19 protein-coding genes, 1 tRNA gene and 1 riboswitch are annotated in these 20,262 nt (G+C 70.3%); of the genes, 11 read left to right on the forward strand and 9 right to left on the reverse strand.

Going from position 1 to position 20,262, the window contains the following annotated elements:
- Positions 1 to 9: 9 nt before the first annotated feature.
- A complete protein-coding gene (locus ABT158_RS41565; RefSeq protein WP_352363277.1) occupies positions 10 to 651 on the forward strand; it encodes a YidC/Oxa1 family membrane protein insertase in 642 nt (213 codons plus the stop codon).
- Here ABT158_RS41565 and ABT158_RS41570 read toward each other — a convergent pair.
- Together ABT158_RS41570 and ABT158_RS41575 are read right to left on the reverse strand one after the other, a co-directional pair.
- The gene (locus ABT158_RS41570; protein WP_352363279.1) at positions 648 to 1,073 is read right to left on the reverse strand and encodes an ATP-binding protein; all 426 of its coding nucleotides are present in this window, start codon (positions 1,071 to 1,073) and stop codon (positions 648 to 650) included. The two genes, ABT158_RS41565 and ABT158_RS41570, sit on opposite strands and share 4 nt — an antisense overlap.
- A 151-nt stretch (positions 1,074 to 1,224) precedes the next feature.
- On the reverse strand, positions 1,225 to 3,093 hold the full coding sequence (locus tag ABT158_RS41575) for an ATP-binding protein (RefSeq protein ID WP_352363281.1): 1,869 nt from the start codon (positions 3,091 to 3,093) through the stop codon (positions 1,225 to 1,227).
- Between the two features lie 95 nt (positions 3,094 to 3,188).
- Between ABT158_RS41575 and ABT158_RS41580 the strand changes: the two genes are divergently transcribed.
- Positions 3,189 to 3,761 carry a methylated-DNA--[protein]-cysteine S-methyltransferase gene (locus ABT158_RS41580; RefSeq protein ID WP_352363283.1) on the forward strand — a complete coding sequence of 191 codons (573 nt, stop codon included), beginning with the start codon at positions 3,189 to 3,191 and terminating at the stop codon, positions 3,759 to 3,761.
- Here the strand turns inward: ABT158_RS41580 and ABT158_RS41585 are convergent.
- From ABT158_RS41585 to ABT158_RS41600, 4 genes are all read right to left on the reverse strand, one after another.
- Entirely contained in the window at positions 3,747 to 5,084 is a 1,338-nt protein-coding gene (locus ABT158_RS41585; RefSeq protein ID WP_352363285.1) for a purine-cytosine permease family protein, read from the reverse strand. The genes ABT158_RS41580 and ABT158_RS41585 overlap by 15 nt on opposite strands.
- Positions 5,075 to 5,188, reverse strand: a riboswitch (TPP riboswitch). It overlaps the preceding gene by 10 nt.
- A gap of 50 nt (positions 5,189 to 5,238) precedes the next feature.
- Positions 5,239 to 5,562 carry a rhodanese-like domain-containing protein gene (locus ABT158_RS41590; protein ID WP_352363287.1) on the reverse strand — a complete coding sequence of 108 codons (324 nt, stop codon included), beginning with the start codon at positions 5,560 to 5,562 and terminating at the stop codon, positions 5,239 to 5,241.
- A 26-nt stretch (positions 5,563 to 5,588) separates the two neighbouring features.
- On the reverse strand, positions 5,589 to 6,467 hold the full coding sequence (locus ABT158_RS41595; protein WP_352363289.1) for an Fpg/Nei family DNA glycosylase: 879 nt from the start codon (positions 6,465 to 6,467) through the stop codon (positions 5,589 to 5,591).
- A gap of 37 nt (positions 6,468 to 6,504) precedes the next feature.
- The gene (locus ABT158_RS41600) at positions 6,505 to 7,110 is read right to left on the reverse strand and encodes a TenA family protein (RefSeq protein ID WP_352363291.1); all 606 of its coding nucleotides are present in this window, start codon (positions 7,108 to 7,110) and stop codon (positions 6,505 to 6,507) included.
- Positions 7,111 to 7,133: 23 nt separating this feature from the next.
- Between ABT158_RS41600 and ABT158_RS41605 the strand changes: the two genes are divergently transcribed.
- Positions 7,134 to 7,784: a GOLPH3/VPS74 family protein gene (locus ABT158_RS41605; protein WP_352363293.1), complete on the forward strand. Its 651-nt coding sequence runs from the start codon at positions 7,134 to 7,136 to the stop codon at positions 7,782 to 7,784.
- Positions 7,785 to 7,858: 74 nt separating this feature from the next.
- On the opposite strand, the gene ABT158_RS41610 is transcribed toward ABT158_RS41605, so the two are convergent.
- Positions 7,859 to 9,121 (reverse strand): LCP family protein, encoded by a 1,263-nt coding sequence (locus ABT158_RS41610; RefSeq protein ID WP_352363295.1) that lies wholly within the window; start codon positions 9,119 to 9,121, stop codon positions 7,859 to 7,861.
- A 244-nt stretch (positions 9,122 to 9,365) separates the two neighbouring features.
- On the opposite strand from ABT158_RS41610, the gene ABT158_RS41615 reads away from it, so the two are divergent.
- Positions 9,366 to 10,712 (forward strand): hemolysin family protein, encoded by a 1,347-nt coding sequence (locus ABT158_RS41615; protein ID WP_352363297.1) that lies wholly within the window; start codon positions 9,366 to 9,368, stop codon positions 10,710 to 10,712.
- The gene (locus tag ABT158_RS41620) at positions 10,709 to 11,755 is read left to right on the forward strand and encodes a hemolysin family protein (protein WP_352363299.1); all 1,047 of its coding nucleotides are present in this window, start codon (positions 10,709 to 10,711) and stop codon (positions 11,753 to 11,755) included. The genes ABT158_RS41615 and ABT158_RS41620 overlap by 4 nt, the downstream gene beginning before the upstream one ends.
- Here ABT158_RS41620 and pdhA read toward each other — a convergent pair.
- Both pdhA and ABT158_RS41630 read right to left on the reverse strand, forming a co-directional pair.
- Complete coding sequence (gene pdhA / locus ABT158_RS41625; protein WP_352363301.1) at positions 11,725 to 12,792, reverse strand: pyruvate dehydrogenase (acetyl-transferring) E1 component subunit alpha; 1,068 nt, start codon at positions 12,790 to 12,792, stop codon at positions 11,725 to 11,727. The two genes, ABT158_RS41620 and pdhA, sit on opposite strands and share 31 nt — an antisense overlap.
- Positions 12,793 to 13,178: 386 nt before the next feature.
- Positions 13,179 to 13,261: transfer RNA gene (locus ABT158_RS41630), tRNA-Leu, on the reverse strand.
- Between the two features lie 198 nt (positions 13,262 to 13,459).
- Here ABT158_RS41630 and ABT158_RS41635 point away from each other — a divergent pair.
- From ABT158_RS41635 to ABT158_RS41660, 6 genes are read left to right on the forward strand one after another with little or no spacing between them, the layout of a single operon-like run.
- Positions 13,460 to 14,200 carry an FHA domain-containing protein gene (locus ABT158_RS41635; protein ID WP_125640997.1) on the forward strand — a complete coding sequence of 247 codons (741 nt, stop codon included), beginning with the start codon at positions 13,460 to 13,462 and terminating at the stop codon, positions 14,198 to 14,200.
- Positions 14,201 to 14,217: 17 nt separating this feature from the next.
- Positions 14,218 to 14,688, forward strand: a complete 471-nt coding sequence (locus tag ABT158_RS41640) for an FHA domain-containing protein FhaB/FipA (RefSeq protein WP_352363303.1) — start codon at positions 14,218 to 14,220, stop codon at positions 14,686 to 14,688.
- Entirely contained in the window at positions 14,685 to 15,983 is a 1,299-nt protein-coding gene (locus ABT158_RS41645; RefSeq protein WP_352363305.1) for a Stp1/IreP family PP2C-type Ser/Thr phosphatase, read from the forward strand. The genes ABT158_RS41640 and ABT158_RS41645 overlap by 4 nt, the downstream gene beginning before the upstream one ends.
- Complete coding sequence (locus ABT158_RS41650; RefSeq protein WP_352363307.1) at positions 15,984 to 17,402, forward strand: FtsW/RodA/SpoVE family cell cycle protein; 1,419 nt, start codon at positions 15,984 to 15,986, stop codon at positions 17,400 to 17,402.
- The gene (locus ABT158_RS41655; RefSeq protein WP_352363309.1) at positions 17,399 to 18,859 is read left to right on the forward strand and encodes a peptidoglycan D,D-transpeptidase FtsI family protein; all 1,461 of its coding nucleotides are present in this window, start codon (positions 17,399 to 17,401) and stop codon (positions 18,857 to 18,859) included. Before ABT158_RS41650 ends, ABT158_RS41655 begins: the two co-directional genes overlap by 4 nt.
- 21 nt (positions 18,860 to 18,880) lie before the next feature.
- On the forward strand, positions 18,881 to 20,251 hold the full coding sequence (locus ABT158_RS41660) for a serine/threonine-protein kinase (protein WP_352363310.1): 1,371 nt from the start codon (positions 18,881 to 18,883) through the stop codon (positions 20,249 to 20,251).
- Positions 20,252 to 20,262: the final 11 nt, after the last annotated feature.

Here is a 20,262-nt window from a genome sequence, read left to right on the forward strand (position 1 = left end):
GAAGGGCTCATGATCGATTCACTTGTCACGTTCGTCATCGGCGTGTCCGGCGGCCATGCCGCGCTCGCCATCGTGCTGTTCACCCTCGCCGTACGCCTGGTCCTGCTGCCGCTCAACGTCCGCCAGGCGCGGGCCGGCCAGGTCCGGCAGCGGCTCGCGCCCAAGTTGCAGGAGCTGCGCAAGCGCCACGGGCGCGATCCCGAGCGGCTGTCCAAGGAGCTGACCGCTCTGTACGCCCGGGAGGGCACGTCACCGTTCGCGGGGATCTTGCCGATGCTGGCGCAATTGCCGTTCCTGTGGCTGATGTTCAGGGTGGCCACGCACCCGACGGCACTGGCGGGGCACACGCTGTTCGGGGCGCCGCTGGGACAGCAGCTCGCGGGTGTGGTGGCCAATTTCGGTCTGATCAGTTGGCCGGTTTCGGTCTTTGTCATCGTGATCGCGGGGCTCGTGCTGCTGGCATGGCTGTCGGCACGCTCGATCAAGGTGTCGGAGGAGCAGCCGGAGTTGCTGCGCAAGGTCATGCCGCTGTTGCCGTACGGCTCCGCGCTGGCCGTGCTCGTGCTCCCCCTGGCGGCCGGCCTGTACCTCCTGGTCTCCACGGCGTGGGCCGTCACCGAACGGGCCGTACTGGCGGCCAGGACCGCCTAACCGGCCTCCTTCAGGGCCGCGACCTGCCCGTTCACCGCCGCCCCGTTGGGTGCGGGCAGGATGGCCCACACCGTCGTCGTGTCACCGTCGTGACGAACCCCCCAGCTCTCAGCCACGTATTCGACGATCCCCAGCCCCCGGCCCCCGAGCGAAGACAGGGTCGGGCGGCCCGCCCGCGGCTCTGTCGCCGCACCCCCGTCGCTGACCGCCACCTCTATGTGATCGTCGCTACGCATCCAGGCGACCCTCACCATGCCTGAAGGCAGCGGATGCGCGTGCCGCAGCGCGTTGCTCAGCAACTCGCTCACCACCAGCACCGCATCGTCGATCGCGGCGGTGTAGACCCCGCAATCCTGCAGGTCAGTGCTCAGACGCTGGCGGGCGACGGCGACGCTGGACGGCGCGTACGGCAGCAGCACCACGCTTGACACACCCACCTCCCCGTTCCCTGTGCCCCCCGCGGGAACACTCCCCGGTACGACCGAAATGCCCCGTTAGCCAATCGCAGAAACCGCATCTCGATCACAGCTTGTACACATTGGACGATAGATCAGCTCAACTGTGACCACCTCGTTACCGCATCGGTGTGTCGGATCGGATAGGGGAAGCGCGCCTCAGGATCAACCGCATCCTCGTACCCCCTCCGGGCCTCGGCTGAGCACTCACTTCTCCCCCCTGAGCCCTGGCCAGACTGCGCACGATGTAGAGGCCGAGCCCCACTCCACCAAAGCGCCTCCGGTCCCCGCTGTCCACTTGGACGAAGCGCTCAAAGATCCGTTCGCGGTCAGGCGGTGGGATTCCGACCCCCTCGTCATCCACCACTACGACCACGCCGTCGTCTTCGGGCCAAGCTCCAACACAGATCAATCCACCCATTGGGGAATATTTAAACGCATTCTCCAGCAATTGCCCCAAAACGATGTCGGTTGCCAGGGCGTCGCCCAGCACCGGCGGCAATTCGTCCGGGATGCGCACTTCGACGCGGTGGCGGTCGGACAACACGGGGAGTCCGAGCGTGGCCGCGTGGATCCGGGCCGCGAGGTCGAACGTCTCGATCCGCACGGCCAGCTCGTCCGCGCCCGCCCTGGCTCCCAGCAGCAGGTGGTCCATGAGCTGGCCCAGCGATCCGGCCCGCTCGGCGATCGTGTGCACGGCCGAGCGGCGTTCCGCGTCGCTCATCTTGTCCCAGCGCGCGTCGAGCGTGCCGGCGAACCCGCGCACGATCGTGATCGGCGTGCGCAGCTCGTGGCTGGTGGTGGCCAGGAAGAGGTCTTTGGCCTCCTCCAGCTCCTTGGCCTGGGTGACATCGCGGAAGTCGATGACGATCTCGCCGGTCTCCTCGATCCGCGCGCTCACCACGTCCAGCCAGCGCCCGTTCTCCAGCTGGAACGTGAGCTTCTCGCCGGGGCTGGGCAGCGGGAACGGCGGCGGGCCGCCGATCACCGCGTCGGCGGGGAAGGCGGTCAGCTCGGCCGCGGCGGGGTTCCAGCGCACGACCCGGCCGGCGTCGTCCAGCACGGCGATGCCGTCGGCACTGGCGTCGAACACGGCCCGCTCGTGCGCCCGCTGCCGCACCGCCTCCTGGTAGGCCACCGCGTTGCCGACCGCGATGCCGGCGTGCCCGGCCAGCAGTTCGAGCAGCTCCAGCTCCAGGTGGCCGGGGGCGGGCCCGGCGAACAGCGCGTAGAGGGCTCCGTAGGGGCGGCCGCCGACCGCGGCCAGGCCGAGCGCGATCGTGTGCAGCCCGTTGAGCCTGGCCCACACCAGGTCGCCGAGCCCCTGGGACTCCAGCATGACGGTCTTGCCCGTCCGTAAGAGCTTGTCCACCAGGCTCGTCCGCAGGCCGGTGGTGGTGCCCCTGAGCGTCTCCGGCAGCCGGTACGTGCTGACCAGCCGCAGCCGCTCCCCCTCGATCAGCACGAACCCGCCCGCGTCCGCGCCCGTCAGCTCGGTGAGGCTGGCCGAGATGCGGTCGAGCACGGCCGGCAGCTCCAGCTCGGAGTTGATGTCGCCGACCACGTCGGTGAGCCGGTGCACCAGCCGGGCCCGGCGTTCCATGCGCAGCCCCGCGACCTCGTCGGCCCGCGCGGGATGGTGGGCCAGGACGTAGCCGACCACGGAGTTGCCCATGCGCAGGGCGTTGATGTCCACCCGCAGGTCGAGCGGCCTGCCGTCCTTGTGGACGCGCTTGGTGCGCAACGACACCTGCCCCCCGGTGCGTACGCGCTCCAGCACCGCGTTGTGCTCGGCGGCCAGCTCGTCGGGGACGATCGGCGCCCGGCGACCCAGCATCTCGGCCGCCGTCCAGCCGAACAGGTGCTCGGCCGCCGCGTTCCAGACCAGCACGCTCTGGTCGCGGTCGAGCGCCACCACGGCGTTGGGGGACCCGGCGAGCACGGCGCGAGCGATCTCCTCGTCACTGCCGACCCATGCGTATCCCACACCTCCATAGTGCACGTGGCGTGGTGGGTCTGACGGGCGATCCGTCCGATACGCTGCGCTCACGAAGATTCCGGTGGCTGAAACGGGTGAGAGGCATGTCGAGCAGCGACCTCGATGCCCTGCTGAGAGTGACCTCCAGCACCTACAAGGGAGAGGGGCCCCCGGACATCGCGTTCGGCACCTACGACGGCGCGGTGGGCAGGCTGGTGCTCGCGGTGACCGGCAAGGGCATCGCGGCCTGCAGCTTCGAGGCCGAGAACACCGTGTTCGAGCGGTTGGCCAAGGAGGTCGGCACGTTCATCGGGCCCGACGCCCGCCGCCTCGACCCGGTGCGCCGCGAGCTCGACGCGTACTTCTCCGGCCGGCTGCGCACCTTCGCCACGCCGGTCGACCTCGCGCTGGCCACGCCGTTCGCCCGTACCGTGCTGCAGAAGACCATGGCCGTGCCCTACGGCACGACCACGACGTACGAGGAGATCGGCGCGAGCATCGGACGGCCGCGCGCCCTTCGCGCGGTCGGCAACGCGGTCGGCGCCAACCCCGTGTGCGTGATCGTGCCCTGTCATCGGGTGGTCCGTGAGGACGGCGAGTTCGGCGACTACGCCGGAGGCGTGGCCGCCAAGCAGCACCTGCTCAACGTCGAACGCCGGGTCTCAGCGGGCCGCTGAGCGGCGCCGGCCGAGCACGCCGATGAGCAGCGTCACCAGGGCCGCGACCAGCGCGCCGCCGAGCGCGCCGTTCATCCACGGCTCCCGCGTGAAGCCGACGGCCTCGCGGGCGGAGGCCCAGAAGTCGTCCCAGCCGGCGACCGTGGGCGTCGAGGTGGTGAACCAGTAGGCGGCGAAGCCCAGCGCCCACGGCAGCAGCATCAGCCAGCGCGAGGGCGCGTCCTCGGCGGTGTTCCAGCGGGCCGCGCCGCCGAGCACGAAGTAGTCGACGGCCAGCACCGCGAACATCGGCACGAACACCGCGCCGATCACCCCGAGGAACGCGCCGTAGGAGGTGACGTCCACGACCAGGGCGATCGCGGTGGTGAGCACGCCGATCGCGGTGGAGACGATCCGCCGGTCCACCTTCGGCATGAGGTTCTGCAGCGAGACGGTGGTGGAGTAGACGTTGGCGAAGGACTGGTCGGTCTCGCGCAGCACCAGGATGCCGAAGAACAGCGCGCCCAGCGGCGCCGCGACGAACGGCTGGAACACGACCATGCCGTCGGCCTGGACCGCCTGGGCGCCCGCGATGGCCACCGCGTACACGCCGAGGGCCAGGCAGGCCACCTGGGCGACGGTGTAGCCGCCGACGACGCCGGTGAAGGCGGCCCGGCTGGAACGCGAGTGCCTGGCGAAGTCGGCGGCCATCGGCACCCACGACACCGACAGGGCGATGACGTAGTCGACGGCCGGGGCGAAGGCCGTCCACGACCCGCCCGTGTACGTCGGCGCCTCGCCCAGGAACGACACGGTGAACCAGATCAGCGACACGATCACGCCGGCGGTCACGTACCGGCGCAGCAGCCTGATCGACCCGAGCGGCCAGACGGCGAGCGCGGTGGTCAGCACCCCCGCCACCACCACCCACACCTGGTACGGGACGCTCCCGAAGATCGCGCTCGCGGCCTTGGCGATCACCCAGAGCTCGAAGGCCCCCCAGCCGAGCATCTGCACGATGTTCAGCACGGACGGGACGTACGACATCTTCGCCCCGAACAGCCCGCGCAGCAGCACCATCGCCGGCCGCCCGGTCTGCGTGCCGGGGATGGCCGACAGGCCGACCATGGCCGTGCCGATGAGGCTGCCCACCACGGCGGCCGTGAGCGCGGCCACGAGGCTGAGCGGCGCGTTGCCCAGGGGATCGATCAGGACGAGCGCGCCGGAGAAGCCGAGGAGGCTGACACCGAGGTTGGCCCAGAGCGCGCCCTGGTCGAGGACGCCGAGGGTCTTGGGGGGCGCGCCGTCAAGGGTCAGCGGAACTTCGTCGACGACATGCGTCATCGCACACTCCCTACGCCGGCATTACCCGGACAGGTTCAGGCGGTCGGCAGCGGCTGTGTTGCTGCCCTCTCAGCCCGGCACCCCGAGCTCCCGCGACTATGCAGTTGGCGCCCTCATCATGCCTCAATGGCGGCGGAACCGCCACAGTGGGGCATTAGGCCACGAAAGGCTCCTGCCCGGTCTCGCTGACCATGGGACGGCGCGCGAACTCCCACGACTGCATGCCGCCGCCCACGTTGACGGCGTCGCGCCCGAGCTGGTTGAGCCACGCGGTGACCTGCATCGACCGGCCGCCGACCCGGCACACCACGTAGACGGTGCGGTCGGCGGGCACCTCCTCGACCCGGCCCTGGATCTGCGACATGGGGATGTGCACGGCCTCGGGGGCGTGGCCGGCCAGCCACTCGTCCTGCTCGCGGACGTCGAGCAGGTAGGCGTCGTCGGGAACGGCGGTGACGTCGATCTCTGGAACGGTCATGCCTCCATCATCCCGCGCCCGGGACCCTACTTGAGCAGGCGCGACATCCGCCGGTCGGCCAGCGGCTTCCCGCCCGTCTGGCAGGTCGGGCAGTACTGGAGCGCGGAGTCGGCGAAGGACACCTCGCGGATCGTGTCGCCGCACACGTCGCACGGCTGGCCGGCCCGGTTGTGCACGCGCAGCCCGGACTTCTTCTCCGCCTTGAGGTCTTTGGCGGCCAGCCCGTGCGCCCGTTCGACGGCGTCGCGCAGCGTCGTCACGATGGCCTCGTGCAGGTCGGCGATCTGCGCGTCGGTCAGCGTCGCGGCGATCTTGAACGGCGACATCTTCGCCGCGTGCAGCACCTCGTCGGAGTAGGCGTTGCCGATGCCCGCGATCACCTTCTGGTCGCGCAGCAGCCCCTTGATCTGGGTGCGGTTGCCGCCCACGATGCGCTTGAGCGCCTCGACGGTGAAGGCGTCGTCGAGCGGGTCGGGGCCCAGGGCGGCGACGCCGGGCACGTCCTCCGGCTTGTCGGTGACGTAGACGGCCAGCCGTTTCTGCGTGCCGGCCTCGGTCAGCTCGAAGCCGGGGGCCAGGCCGTCGTCGTCGGGCGCCAGCCGTACGCGTACGGCCAGCGGCCCCTTGCCCGGCCGCACCGGCCGCGCGCCGGTCAGGTCGTCGCGCCAGCGCAGCCAGCCGGCGCGGGCCAGATGGATGATCAGGTGCAGGCCGTCGCAGTCGAGGTCGAGGAACTTGCCGTGCCTCGACACGCCCGTGACGGTGAGCCCGCCGAGCGCGGTGACGGGCGGGTCGAACGTCTTGAGCGCCTGGAAGCCGACGACGTCGACGCCGGCGATCGAGCGGCCGACCGCCCGCTCGCGCAGGAAGTTGGTGAGCGACTCCACCTCGGGAAGTTCCGGCATGCCCCCAGGGTATGGCGCGCGCCGGACCGGCACGCGACTACGGCACGTCCCAGAAGGCCAGCTCGTGTGCCATGCCCTCGGCGAACAGCGCCTCCGCCCGTACGGGGTCGGGGTCGGCCTCGTCGATCATCTGCCCGATCCGTACGGTCAGCGCCGCGAACGCCGGGTCGGCGTAGGTGTCCACCCAGGCGCGGTACCGCGGCTCGGCGGGCGGGTTCTCGGCGAGGATCCTGCCAAGACTCGAATATCCCCACATACACGGATATAGCGCCGCCAACCCCTCCCCGTACGACCCCGCCGCCTCCAACAGGAACGCCGTGTACGCCACACACGCCGGCCCCTTCACCGCATTGTCCAGATCGGCCCCGAACTCCGCCGACAACGACCGATGCAGACGCAGTTCGTCGTGGTACGTCGCGTACGCCAGATCCACCAGGTCGCCCAGATGCCCGTCCGGCGCCTGCCAGGCCAGCCTGGAGAACACCCGCACATAGTCGAGCAGGTACAGGTAGTCCTGCTCCAGCCAGGACCGGAAGACCGGCTCCGGCAGGTCGCCGCGCCCGATGCCGGCCACCGTGGGATGGTCCAGCTGCGCCTGGAGCAAGGGCCGGCCGATCGCGTGAAGTCTTTCCGAAATGCTCATGCCTGGGAGGTTAGTGTCGGGACATGACCGTGACGATTGCCGAAGAACTCCTCCTCCTCGCCCTCGACGAGGAAGAAGGCAAGCAGCTCATCGGAGGCGTCCAGCTCCACCCGGCGCTCGGCGGCGCGATCCTCGCCGAGCTGGCCGCCGCGGGCCGCGTCGAGCTGGCCGACGACAAGGTGACAGTGACGGACCCCACCCCGCTGGGCGACGCGGAGCTCGACGCCGCCCTCGCCCGCATGGCCGAGGACGGCAAGGCCAGGAAGCCCGCGTGGTGGGTGCAGCGGCTGCAGTCGGACAAGCTGCGCAGACGCCTGCTCACCAGGCTCGCCGAGGCGGGCGTGCTGGCCGAGGAGCGCGGCCGGATCCTGGGCGTCTTCCCGACCACGCGCTGGCCGGAGGCGGACCCTCAGGTGGAGGCCGACGTGCGTGAACGCGTCACGGCCGTCCTCGCGGGCGCCGACCCCGACGAGCGCACCGCCACGCTGATCGCGATCATGCATGCGGCGAAGCTCGACCGCAAAGCCTTCCCGGGCGCCGACCGCGGGCGCGTCAAGGAGATCGCCGAGGGCGAGTGGGCCGGCCAGGCGGTCGCCAAGACCATCGCCGCCATCACCGCGGCCATCGCCGTCACCGCCTCCACCGCCGCGGCCGTCGCCGCCACCACGACCTGAGCCGGGCCGCTGACTGAGCCGGGCCCCGCCGGGCCCGGCCGTTCCCGCGAGGCTCGCGCCTGCGCGGGAAGGGGTCAACCGGCGTCCACGATCTCCTTCGGCACCGGCTTGTCGGCCTTCAGGGCGTCGAAGAGGGCCAGCGCCTTGAGCCGGTCCCACTTGACCGCCGCGCCGCCGCCGGCGACGATCTCGTTCCCGCCGAACGGCACCACCGTCGTGACCGGGCTGTCGCCCATCGCCAGCCCCAGCGAGAGCATGTCGAACGCGCCGGTGCCGGAGTCGACCTCGACCGCGTCCGTGGCGCTCATGGCCAGCGGGATCGAGGTGAACGGGTTGATCAGCACGCCCGGACTGGCGGCCTTCTTCACCACCGCGCCGAGGAACTGCCGCTGCCGCTTGGTGCGCTCGAAGTCCGGCAGCGCGCCGCCCTTGCGGGTGCGTACGTAGCCGAGGGCCTGGGCGCCGTTGAGCACCTGCTTGCCCTTCTTGAGCTTGAGCCCGGCCTTGGGGTCGTCGACGTCGGCCCGGACGTTGATCTCGACGCCGCCGATCGCGTCCACGATGTCCACGAAGCCGGCGAAGCCGATCTCCATGTAGTTGTCGACGTGCACGCCGGTGACCGTCTCGATCGTGCGGACCAGCAGCTTCGGCCCGCCGGCCGCGTACGCCGCGTTGAGCTTGTCGCGCCCGCGCCCCGGAATGGTCACCGCCGAGTCGCGCGGCAGGCTGACCAGGGTGGGCTTGTCGCCGTTGTCGGAGATGTGCAGCAGCATCATCGAGTCGGTGCGCTGCCCGACCGCGCGCCCGGTGGCCAGCTTCTTGCGCTCGGCCGCGGTCAGGCCCTTGCGGCTGTCGGAGCCGACCAGCAGCCAGTTGGTGCCGGGTGTGTCGGCGGGCCGGCCCTCGTACTCGTCGAGCACCCCGTCGATGCCCGCCAGCCGGGAGTTGATCCAGAAGAACAGGCCCACGGACGCCACCAGGAGCAGCGCGACCAGGCCCGCGACGATCTTCAGGACGGTCCGGCCGCGCACCCGCGGCCCCCTGGGCCCGCGCGGCTCCTTCGGCGCGGTCTCGCCCGCCGCCCTGAGCGGTTTGACCGGGCTGCTCCCGGCGCGCTCACGTCCGTAGACCTTTCCCGATCGGGACGGCGGCGGAGGCGGCGGCGACTGCTGCTCGTCGGAGTAGGCGGGCAGCTTGGACGTGGCCGCGTTCGGCACGCCCGGCGGGACCCGGTGGGCGGGTGCGCCACCGGAGCGCTGCCCGTCGCCGGGCCTCGGTGGCAGCGGGCGGCCGTCGCCCGGCGAGCGCATGGCCCGCGTACGGTCGTCCTCAGACACTTCGCCTTCTTCCCTTCGGTATGCCATAGACGCTACGTCCAACCCCCTGGCAGTGAAGACATCTCACCAAGTTTCTCCCACGGACAAGTACACACAACTAGCGGAGAGTCACTGCGGAAACATAGACGCGGACTGCGTCGTTAGCGTTATGGACGACCTCTATCGAAGGGATGATCGTGTCCGCTCCGGACTCGTGGAGTCTTGGCCCGTGCCTCGGCACGGGTTCCTCTGAGGGCTCACCCCGGTGAGCGCCTATCTCGGCCTGCTGGCCCTTTTCCTCCTCACCGCCGCAACCGGGTACTTCGTCGCCCAGGAGTTCGCCTTCGTCGCCGCCGACCGGGGCCTCCTGCGCGAGCAGGCCGCCGCCGGTGACGTTCAGGCCGAAAAGGCGCTCCAGGTGACCTCCCGGCTCTCGTTCATGCTCTCGGGCGCACAGCTCGGCATCACCGTCACGGCCCTGCTCGTCGGCTTCCTGGCCGAGCCGGCCATCTCCGTCCTGGTACGGCCCTGGCTCGACGGCACGGGCCTGCCCGACGCGGCGATCACGGGGCTGTCCGTGGCCGCCGGCGTGTTCGTGGCGACCGTGGTGCAGATGGTGCTCGGCGAGCTGGCGCCGAAGAACCTCGGCATCGCCAGGCCCGAGCCGGTGGCCAAGTTCCTGGCCGGGTCCACGCTGGTCTACCTGGCGGTCGTCGGGCCGGTGGTCAAGCTGTTCGACTCGGCCGCCACCGGGCTGCTCCGCCGCGTCGGCATCGAGCCGGTCGAGGAGGTCGAGCACGGGGCCACCCCCGAGGAGCTCTCCCGGATCATCGAGGAGTCGACCCAGGCGGGCGAGCTGCCCCCGAGGTTGTCGGAGCTGCTGGAGCGCGCCCTGGAGTTCGGTGACCACAGCGCCGAGGAGATCATGGTGCCGCGCCCCCGCGTGGTGGCGCTGCGCGACTCCCAGCCCATCTCCGACCTGCTGGAGGTCATGCGCGACCGCGGCCACTCCCGCTATCCCGTCGTCGGGGACGACGGCGACGTGGTGGGCGTGACGGGCGTGCGCGAGCTGCTGGAGTCCGGCCTGGACGAGGGTTTGGTCGGCAGCATCACCCGCCCCGCGCTGCTGGTGCCCGACTCGCTGCCGCTGCCGGCCGTCCTCGACCGGATGCGGGCGGCCAACGACGACATCGTCTGCGTCATCGACGAGTACGGCGGCCTGGCCGGCGTGCTCACCGTCGAGGACCTGGCCGAGGAGCTGGTCGGCGAGCTCGTCGACGAGAACGACCCCGAGCCGGCGGGCGCCGTCGAGCGCCCCGGCGGCGTCTGGGAGGTGCCCGGCTGGCTCAGGCTGGACGAGGTCGAGCGCGCGACCGGCGTCGCCCTGCCGGAGAGCGACGACTACGACACCCTCGCCGGCCTGGTGCTGGCCCGGCTGGGCCGGATGCCCGACCCCGGCGACATGGTGACCGTCCCGATCGAGGGGGACGCCGACCCGTTCGCCGACGACGCGGCCGAGCACCTGGCCGAGCTGACCGTCATGTCGCTCAACCGCCGGGTGCCCGAATGGGTGCGGCTCGCGCCCGTGCAGCACGCGGAGGCGTCCCGATGACGATGATCCTGGTCAGCCTCGCGCTGCTGTTGTTCAACGCGCTGTTCGTGGCCGCCGAGTTCGCGTTCGTCTCCGCCAGGCGGCACCGCCTGGAGGAGATGGCCTCGGGCGGCAACCGCCTGGTCCGGGTCGCGGCCAAGTCGGCCGTGGGCGGCGGGCGTCAGCTCTCGCTCATGCTGGCCGGCGCGCAGCTGGGCATCACGCTGTGCACGCTCGGCCTCGGCCAGGTCACCGAGCCGGCCATCGAGCACTTCCTTGAGCCGGTCTTCGCCGCCGTCGGCGTGCCGGAGTCGCTGCGCATGCCGATCGCGCTGACGATCGCGCTGGCGCTGGTGACGTTCCTGCACATGGTGGTGGGCGAGATGGCGCCCAAGTCGTGGGCGCTGACGCACCCCGAGCGGGCGGCGCTGGTGCTGACGCTGCCGTTCCGCGGGTTCACGCAGCTCATGCGGCCGCTGCTGTCGTCGCTCAACGCGCTGACCAACCTGATCCTGCGCCTGTTCGGCGTGCAGCCGCGCGACGAGCTGGCCACCACCAGGACGCCCCGGCAGCTCGCCATGCTGGTGGGCGAGTCGGGCCGGATGGGCCTGCTCGACCGCGAGGAGCACGACCTGCTCACCCGCGCGCTGCGGCTGCAGGCCGAGGGCATCGAGCGCCTGATGGTGCCGATCGACCGGGCTGTGAAGGTGCCGCCGGCCGCCGGGTCGGCCCAGATCAGGGCCAGGGCGGCGGGCAGCGGCCACCTGCGGCTGCTGGTGGGCGGTCCGGCCGGGATCGAGGGCGTCCTGCACGCCCGTGACGCCCTCCTGCAGCCCACGCGTACGGCCGGTGAGCTCGCCAGGCCGCTGCCCAGGCTCGCGTGCGTCACGCAGGTCCCCGAGGCCGTGACGGCCCTTCAGGAGGCCCGCGCGCACCTGGCGCTGGTCACCGGCCAGGGCGGCGCGGTCATCGGCATGGTGAGCCTCACGGACCTGCTGGGCGAGCTCCTGGACACCAAGGCCGCCTCGCGCGCCTACTCCCCGGCGGCGAACCCGTCGAGGTAGGCGGCGTGCTGCGCCCGCTCGGCCTCGATGAGCGGGTGCGGCTCGGCGTAGACGTGTTCGAAGATCGCCGAAGGGGCGGGGTCGGGCAGTTCGAGCAGTCGCCTGCGCAGCTCGGCCCCGATCTTGGCGGCGTCGGCCTCGACCTCGCGGAAGAAGTCGTCGCCGGTGCCGGCCGCGGTCAGGTACGCCCTGACCCGCTCGATGGGGTCGCGCCGCCGCCACGCCTCGACGTCGTCCTTGGCCCGGTAGCGGGTGGGGTCGTCGGAGGTGGTGTGCGCCCCCATCCGGTACGTGAACGCCTCGATGAGCGTGGGCCCCTGCCCCGACCGGGCGTCGGCCAGCGCCTTGCGCGTGACCGCGAGGCAGGCCAGCACGTCGTTCCCGTCGACCCGGACGCCGGGGAACCCGAAGCCCTCGGCCCGGCGGTACAGCGGGATCCGCGACTGGCGTTCCTGGGGCTCGGAGATGGCCCACTGGTTGTTCTGGCAGAAGAACACGATCGGCGCGTGGCAGGCGCCCGCGAAGACGAACGCCTCGTTCACGTCGCCCTGGGAGGTGGCGCCGTCGCCGAAGTAGACGATGGTCGCCCCGGCCTTGTCGGTGCCGATGACGCCGTCGCGCTGCATGCCCATCGCGTAACCGGTGGCGTGCAGCGCCTGCGTCCCGATGACGATCGTGTACAGGAAGAAGTTGTGCCGGGACGGGTCCCAGCCGCCGTGGTTGACGCCGCGCCACATGGCGACCACGTCGAGGGGGTCCATCCCCCGGCAGTAGGCGACGCCGTGCTCCCGGTAGGAGGGGAAGACGGCGTCCAGATCCCCGATGGCGCGCCCGGAGCCGACCTGGGCGGCCTCCTGCCCGAGCAGGGACGTCCACAGCCCCAGCTCCCCCTGACGCGCGAGCGCGACGGCCTCGGAGTCGATCCGCCGGACGGCCACGAGATCCCGATAAAGATCCCGGATCTCATCATCCGAGACGACCAGCGGATATTCCGGATGCTCCACGCGCTCACCGGAGGGCGTGAGCAGCTGAACCATCGAGTCATCCATGTGCGGCAACCCCCTGAACAGAAACCCAGCGGCCACAGTTTGCCGTAGCCCTCAGGATCACCCGAACCCGCCCACCAAACCAATGTGACCTAAATCACGCAAGCCACCAGAAAGTTCGCTGCAAGTCAGCTGACCTAAAGTCCAAGAACCACGTCACAAGAAAGAAATCCCAGAACCCTTGCGCAACAAGACCCGGTACGAAACGGTGGGCCAGACCCACGAACAGCAACCCTCATGGACGGGGGTCCGGGGGAGAATCCCCCGAACGCTTGTCCCCCTGGGGGTCCGGGGGTTATCCCCCGGGCAGATATGACGAGGGGACCCGAGGAAGCCGACCTGTAAGGCCGGCGACCAAGGATCCCCTAGTCACCGAGTGGGCGAGGAGGGATTTGAACCCTCACGTCCTTTCGGACACACGGACCTGAACCGTGCGCGTCTGCCGTTCCGCCACCCGCCCGTTTGTGGGTGCGGAGAAACAGTAGCACGGAACAGCCACTGGTACTGAACCCGGATACGATCGCAGAAGACACGGAAGCGGAGGAGCTGGGCGCGACTGGCAACGAGCGTCACGACGCCGCCACGTGGGACGAGCGGAAACCGGGCGCCGGAAGCGTCTGGGGCCGCGATCATATGCAGGGAAGAAGGGAGGTACCCGGTGGGAGTCCTTCAGCGCTTCGAGCGAAGGCTCGAAGGCTTGGTTGAGGGGGCCTTTGCGCGGGCGTTCAAATCTGACCTTCAGCCGGTCGAGGTCGCCAGCGCGGTTCAACGGGAGATGGACGAGCGGGCGGCGATCGTCGCACAAGGCCGGACGCTCGTGCCCAACGACTTCGTGGTGGAGCTGTCCACGACCGACAGCGAACGGCTTGAGGTCTACGCCGACAGCATCAGCCACGAGCTGGCCAACCTCGCCAGGGAGTACGCCAAGGAACAGGGCTACTCCTTCGTGGGACCGGTCCGGGTGCGCTTCGAGACCGCCGGCGACCTGGCTGTGGGCCTGTTCCGCATCCGGTCCGGCGTCATCCGTGGCGCGACGGTGGAGCAGGACGAGATCCGCCAGCCGGCGAGCGACCTGCCCCCGTCCAGGCCCGGGGCCTTCAACGGGCGGCCCAGGCTGCTCGTCTCCACCCAGGACGACCCGCAGGGCGACCGCTCCTACGAGCTCACCACGCCGGTGACCTTGCTAGGCAGGGGCACCGACTGCGATCTTCGTCTTGTCGATCCGGGAGTCTCGCGGCACCATGCGGAGCTGCGCGTCGAGGGGCAGCTCGTGGCCCTCGTCGATCTCGGTTCGACGAACGGCACCTTCGTCAACGGCCAGCCGGTACGCAGAATCGAGCTCCAGAACGGCACGCGAGTGACGCTGGGACGCACGACTCTGGTGTTCCGGCGCGATTAGGGGTAGACAGACGGTCCATGTCCGAGCTCACGCTGCTGCTGATCCGGCTCGCCTTCCTGGCGGTGCTGTGGTTTTTCGTCATTGCCGCAGTCGGCGTGATCCGGACTGACTTGTTCGGTTCACGCACGGCTCCCGCGGGCCCGCGCAAAGCCGTGAAGCCCGCCAAACCGGTGGTCAAGCCCAAGAGCAAAAAGGGCGAGCCACGCCAGCTCATCGTTACCGGTGGCCCATTGCAGGGCACCACCATTAACCTCACGGAGACGCCCATCACCATTGGCCGGGCGAACGACGCCACGCTGGTAGTCAGCGACGACTACGCATCCAGCCGGCATGCCCGGCTCTTCCCTCAGGACGGTCAGTGGATCGTGGAAGATCTCGGTTCGACCAACGGCACGTATCTCGACCGCTCGAAAGTCACCCGTCCGACCCCGGTGCCGCTCGGTGTTCCGATCCGCGTCGGCAAGACAGTCATTGAATTGCGCAAATGACCATCGCACTCCGCTACGCCGCCCGCTCGGACGTCGGCCTCCTCCGCGAAGGGAACGAGGACTCGGCGTACGCTAGCGGCCGCCTGCTGGCCGTCGCCGACGGCATGGGCGGGCACGCACACGGCGAGGTGGCGAGCTCTGTCGCCATCGCCGCCATGGCCTCTCTGGAAGAGGCCCAACAGGGGGGTGACCTGCTCAACGCCATTGAGGCAGCGGTGCGCGACGCCAATCGCCGGCTGCACGAGATGGTCGGGCGGGATCCCAGCCTCAAAGGCATGGGCACGACGCTCACCGCCATGCTCTGGAACGGCACCCAGGTCGCCCTGGTGCACGTGGGCGACTCGCGCGCCTACCTCCTGAGACGCGGCGAGCTCTACCAGATCACCCATGACCACACCCTGGTGCAGCAGCTCGTCGACGACGGGCGCATCACGCCCGAAGAGGCGGCCACGCACCCCCAACGATCGATCCTGCTGCGCGCGCTCGACGGCAGCGGCGAGGTCGATCCCGACCTCACCCTGCGCGAGGCGCAGGTGGGCGACCGCTACCTGCTCTGTTCCGACGGCCTGTCGGGCGTGGTGAGCGCCGAGACGCTGCACGCCACGCTGACCAACATCGACGACCCCGAAGAGGTGGTCCGCCAGCTCATCGATCTGGCGAACCGGGGCGGCGGGCCCGACAACATCACATGCGTGCTCGCCGACGTGCTGGAGATCAGCGACGGCCAGGAGGTTCCCGTGGAGGCGGCGGTCGTCGGCGCCGCGGGGATGACCAGGCTACGAGGAGGCGCCCCGGAGACCCAGCCGGGGCGAGTGAGCGCGGTGACCGCACCCCAGCCGGCGATCACCGACGGTGACGACTTCGACGAGCCGGTCGCGCAGGCGACGCGGCGGTCGGGGCGGCGCCGTCGTGTGTGGCCCGTGCTGGTCACCGTGCTCGGGGTGGGCGCCGTCGCCTTGGGCGCCGGCGGTTACCTCGGATGGCAGTGGACCCAGGACCAGTTCTTCGTCGGTGCCAGGGGCGACGAAGTGGTCATCTTCCAGGGGATCAAGCAGGAGGTGGGGCCGATCGAGTTCTTCCACGTGGAGAAGCGCACCGGCCGTCCGCTCTCCAAGCTGTCCCCGGCGGACCAGGCCCTGATCAAGAGCGGCATCCCCGTCACCGACGTCAACGAAGGCGTGACGAAGATAAACGGATTGAAGTTCTCCCAGGACGACAAGGGTGACACGGGCGACACGAGCTCCACCACGGCCACGTCCCCGACTCCCTCCGCCACCAAGACGAAATCGCAATAAATGGCAGAAATGCTCGCGACCCCCGTCCCGATGCCGGCCAAACGGCGGGTGGCCCAGCTGGTCCTGCTCGCCATAGCGGTGCTGATCATCATGGGCGCCTACGCCAACGTCGGCCTGGCCGTCGACGGCAAGGTGCCGGCCGGCATGCTGGCCTACGGGCTGGGCCTGGGCGGCCTGATGCTGGCGGCCTACCTGGTGCTGGCCAAGTTCGCGCCCTGGGCCGACCCGCTGATCCTGCCGCTGGTGACCCTGATCAACGGCCTCGGGCTGGTGATGATCTACCGGCTGGAGTCGGCCGACATGAAGGGCGCCTCGGCGGCCAACCAGATCATGTGGACCGGCGTCGGCGTCGTGATGTTCTCGATCACGCTGATCGTGCTGCGCGACCACCGCATGCTGCAACGCCTGACGTACACGGCGGGCGCGGTGGGCCTGGTGCTGCTGGCGATCCCGGCGCTGCTGCCCGGCTCGCTCAGCGAGGTCCAGGGCGCCAAGATCTGGATCCGCGTCGGCGGCTTCTCCATCCAGCCGGGCGAGTTCGCCAAGCTGGCGCTGGTGGTCTTCTTCGCCGGTTACCTGGTGGCCAAGCGCGACGTGCTGGCGCTGGCCGGGCGGCGGCTGCTCTTCATCGACCTGCCGCGCGCCCGTGACCTCGGCCCGGTCCTGGTCACCTGGGGCCTCAGCCTGCTGGTGCTGGTCTTCGAGAAGGACCTGGGCACCTCGCTGCTGCTGTTCGGCACGTTCATCGCGATGCTCTACATCGCCACCCAGCGCACCTCGTGGGTGCTCATCGGCATCCTGCTGTTCGTCGGCGGCGCCTTCCTCGCCGGGCAGGTCTTCGACCACGTGGGCGCGCGTTTCGACGCCTGGCTCGACCCGAGCAACCCGGTCTACTACGGCACCGCGCCCGTCTGCCTGGAGGACCCGCCGGGCGACCCGATGTGCAGCAAGAGCTACCAGATCATGCAGGGGCTGTTCGGGTTCGGCGCGGGCGGAATCCTCGGCACCGGGCTCGGCCAGGGCCACCCCGACCTGATCCCGCTGAGCTTCTCCGACTTCATCTTCGCCGCGACCGGCGAGGAGCTCGGGCTGACCGGCCTGATGGCGCTGCTCATGCTCTACGCGCTGCTGGTCGAGCGCGGCCTGCGCACCTCGCTCGTGGCCCGAGACCCGTTCTCGAAGCTGCTGGCGGGCGGCCTGTCGTTCATCCTGGCCTGGCAGGTGTTCATCATCGTCGGCGGCGTGACGAACCTCATCCCCCTGACCGGCCTGGTCACCCCGTTCATGTCGCAGGGCGGCTCGGCGCTGCTGGCTAACTGGATCCTTATCGCGCTGCTGGTACGCATGTCAGACGCGGCGCGACGGCCCCCGCCCCAGGCGATCCAGAACGAAGGACTCACCCAGGTGTTCCAGCGATGAACAGCACTCTGAAGCGCACGGCCGTGGCCTGCCTGGTCATGTTCGCGCTCCTGATGATCAACGTGAACATCCTCCAGGCGGTCCGGGCCGACGACTACCGCTCCAACCCGAGCAACCGACGCAACTACTACGAGCGCTACGCCGTCGAGCGCGGGCGCATCACCGCCGGCGGCAAGGTGATCGCCCAATCGGTGGAGACCGACAACAAGAACTTCAGGTTCCTCAGGAAGTACACCGACGGGAAGCTCTACGCGCACGTCACGGGCTACTTCTCGCCCGAGAGTGCGAGCGCGATCGAGGGGGCCGAGAACAAGCTCCTCGACGGCTCCAGCGCCGACCTGCTGCTGCGGCGGAGCATCGACCTGTTCACGGGCGAGCCGACCAGGGGCGCGAACGTCGACCTCACGATCAACCCCAAGGCGCAGAAGGCGGCCTACGACGCCCTGCGCGCCAGCGGCAAGCGCGGCGCGCTGGTGGCGCTCGACCCGCGGACGGGCGGGATCCTGGCGATGGTGTCGCTGCCCACCTTCGACCCGGCCGAGCTGTCGGGCACCGACAAGGGCACGGTGTTCACCCGCTACAACGAGCTGGACAAGGACAAGAGCCAGCCGCTGCTCAACCGGGCCATCGCCCAGACGTACCCGCCGGGGTCGACGTTCAAGGTGGTGACGGCGGCGGCGTACCTGGAGGACGACTCCTCGCGCGGCGGCGACACCACGGTCGACGCACCGCAGCGGCTGCCGCTGCCCAACACCAACATCAGCCTGCCCAACTACGGCGGCGCGGCCTGCGGCGCCGGCCAGGTGCCGCTCGTGTACGCGCTGGAGAAGTCCTGCAACACGCCGTTCGCCAAGATCGGCATGCAGCTGGGCTACGACAAGCTCAACGAGCAGACCGAGAAGTTCGGCATGGGCAAGCAGATCGGCGTGCCGATGTCGGTGGCCCAGAGCGACTTCGGCAGCAAGTACGACGACGCCGCGCTCGCGATGGCCTCGATCGGCCAGCGCGACAACCGGATGACGCCCCTGCAGATGGCCATGATCGCGGCGGGCATCGCCAACGACGGCAAGGTGATGAAGCCGTACCTGGTGAACAAGATCACCGACTCCAAGAACGACGTCATGGAGGAGGCCAAGCCCGAGGAGCTGACCGAGGCGGTCAGCTCCGAGACGGCGAGCAAGCTGCGCGACATGATGGTTAGCGTGGTCAACAACGGCACGGCCAACCTCGCGCAGGTGCCGGGCGTCCAGGTGGGCGGCAAGACCGGCACCGCGGAGACCAGCACCGGCGCGCCGCCGCACGCCTGGTTCATCTCCTTCGCGCCCGCCGAGAACCCGAAGGTGGCGCTGGCGGTCATCGTCGAGTCGGGCGCGGCCAATGTCGGCGCGGAGGCCACGGGCGGTCACACCGCCGCCCCGATCGCAAAGGCTGTGCTGGAGGCGGTGCTGAACAAGTGAGTGACGGTAACGTGCTGGGTCATGCGGCTCCGTAACCGCTATCTTCTGCTCTCCCGCATCGCCACGGGCGGTATGGGAGAGGTGTGGCGCGCCCGTGACGAGCTTCTGGGCCGCGAGGTCGCGGTCAAGATCCTGCGCAGTCACATGCACGCCGACCCCACGTTCCGCGAGCGCTTCCGCAACGAGGCGCGGCTCACGGCCGCCCTGGCCGACCCCGGGGTGGCCCAGATCTTCGACTACGGCGAGCAGAGCGATCTGGCCTATCTCGTGATGGAGCTGGTGCACGGCGAGCCGCTGTCGGCCATCCTGGGGCGCAACGGCGCGCTCGGGCCCGAGGTGGCCCTCGACGTGGTGCACCAGACCGCCAAGGCGCTGCACGCGGCCCACTCCTCCGGGATCATCCACAGGGACGTCAAGCCCGGCAACCTGCTGGTCACCCGCGAGGGCACGATCAAGGTGACCGACTTCGGCATCGCCCGCGCCCTGGAGGCCGCGCCCGTCACGCAGACCGGCACCGTGCTCGGCACCGCCCAGTACGTCAGCCCCGAGCAGGCCCAGGGTTTCCCGCTGACGCCCGCGACCGACCTGTACTCGCTGGGCGTGGTGGCCTACGAGTGCCTGGCGGGCCACACGCCGTTCCGGGCCGACAGCCAGGTGGCGATCGCGCTGCTGCACCTCAACGAGCAGCCGCCGCCGCTCGCCGCGGACGTGCCCGTCCCGGTGCGCGACCTGGTCATGACGCTGCTGTCGAAGGAGCCGGGGATGCGTCCGGCCTCGGCGCTGGAGGCGGCCGACCGGGCGTACGTGCTGCGCCAGTCGCTGGTCGAGGGCGTCGAGCAGGGCGCCGACCTGAGCATGTACACCGACCCCGCGGGTTTCCGGGTGCGCGAGCCGGCCACGGAGGACCAGCGGGCGACCGAGAGCCTCGCCCCGGCGACGACCGTCCAGAGCCCGCCCGATCCGCCGCCCCGCAGCCGCCGCGGCGCGCGGACGCTGGCGCTGGTCGCGACGGCCGGCTGCGTGGCCGCGGTGGGGCTGAGCGCGATCACGTTCGCCAACCGCGATACGACGCCGCCTCCCCTGCCGGAGATCGCCGAGCCCAGCCACACCCCGATGCAGTCGCCCGAGCTGCTCAGGCCCACGCGGACGAAGAAGCACACGCGCCGGCCCCCGGCGCTTCCGGTGAAGTCGACGCGGCCGGTACCCTCGCGGTCGGCTACGGTAAGCAAGTCGGCTACTCCCACGAAGAAGCCGACACCGAAGCCAACCCCGACCACCCGTACCCCGACTCCCACCCCCACCACCCCAACGCCCAGCAGGACACCGACAACTCCGACACCAACCGCTTCGCCGGACCCGGGTGGCACAAACCCGCCGAAGGAGGAGACGTGATGCGCTACGGG

This window comes from Nonomuraea sp. NPDC001636 (genome assembly GCF_040298265.1).
Classification (GTDB): domain Bacteria; phylum Actinomycetota; class Actinomycetes; order Streptosporangiales; family Streptosporangiaceae; genus Nonomuraea.

What these genes read in the sequence shown, in the direction of transcription:
- ABT158_RS41580 (WP_352363283.1), top strand. Translation starts at nt 3,189, where the DNA reads ATGTCGAGCAGCGACCTCGATGCCCTGCTGAGAGTGACCTCCAGCACC.
- ABT158_RS41585 (WP_352363285.1), bottom strand. Translation starts at nt 5,084, where the DNA reads ATGACGCATGTCGTCGACGAAGTTCCGCTGACCCTTGACGGCGCGCCC.
- ABT158_RS41650 (WP_352363307.1), top strand. Translation starts at nt 15,984, where the DNA reads ATGGCAGAAATGCTCGCGACCCCCGTCCCGATGCCGGCCAAACGGCGG.
- ABT158_RS41590 (WP_352363287.1), bottom strand. Translation starts at nt 5,562, where the DNA reads ATGACCGTTCCAGAGATCGACGTCACCGCCGTTCCCGACGACGCCTAC.
- pdhA (WP_352363301.1), bottom strand. Translation starts at nt 12,792, where the DNA reads ATGGTTCAGCTGCTCACGCCCTCCGGTGAGCGCGTGGAGCATCCGGAA.
- ABT158_RS41655 (WP_352363309.1), top strand. Translation starts at nt 17,399, where the DNA reads ATGAACAGCACTCTGAAGCGCACGGCCGTGGCCTGCCTGGTCATGTTC.
- ABT158_RS41645 (WP_352363305.1), top strand. Translation starts at nt 14,685, where the DNA reads ATGACCATCGCACTCCGCTACGCCGCCCGCTCGGACGTCGGCCTCCTC.
- ABT158_RS41595 (WP_352363289.1), bottom strand. Translation starts at nt 6,467, where the DNA reads ATGCCGGAACTTCCCGAGGTGGAGTCGCTCACCAACTTCCTGCGCGAG.
- ABT158_RS41605 (WP_352363293.1), top strand. Translation starts at nt 7,134, where the DNA reads ATGACCGTGACGATTGCCGAAGAACTCCTCCTCCTCGCCCTCGACGAG.
- ABT158_RS41660 (WP_352363310.1), top strand. Translation starts at nt 18,881, where the DNA reads ATGCGGCTCCGTAACCGCTATCTTCTGCTCTCCCGCATCGCCACGGGC.
- ABT158_RS41620 (WP_352363299.1), top strand. Translation starts at nt 10,709, where the DNA reads ATGACGATGATCCTGGTCAGCCTCGCGCTGCTGTTGTTCAACGCGCTG.
- ABT158_RS41600 (WP_352363291.1), bottom strand. Translation starts at nt 7,110, where the DNA reads ATGAGCATTTCGGAAAGACTTCACGCGATCGGCCGGCCCTTGCTCCAG.
- ABT158_RS41565 (WP_352363277.1), top strand. Translation starts at nt 10, where the DNA reads ATGATCGATTCACTTGTCACGTTCGTCATCGGCGTGTCCGGCGGCCAT.
- ABT158_RS41640 (WP_352363303.1), top strand. Translation starts at nt 14,218, where the DNA reads ATGTCCGAGCTCACGCTGCTGCTGATCCGGCTCGCCTTCCTGGCGGTG.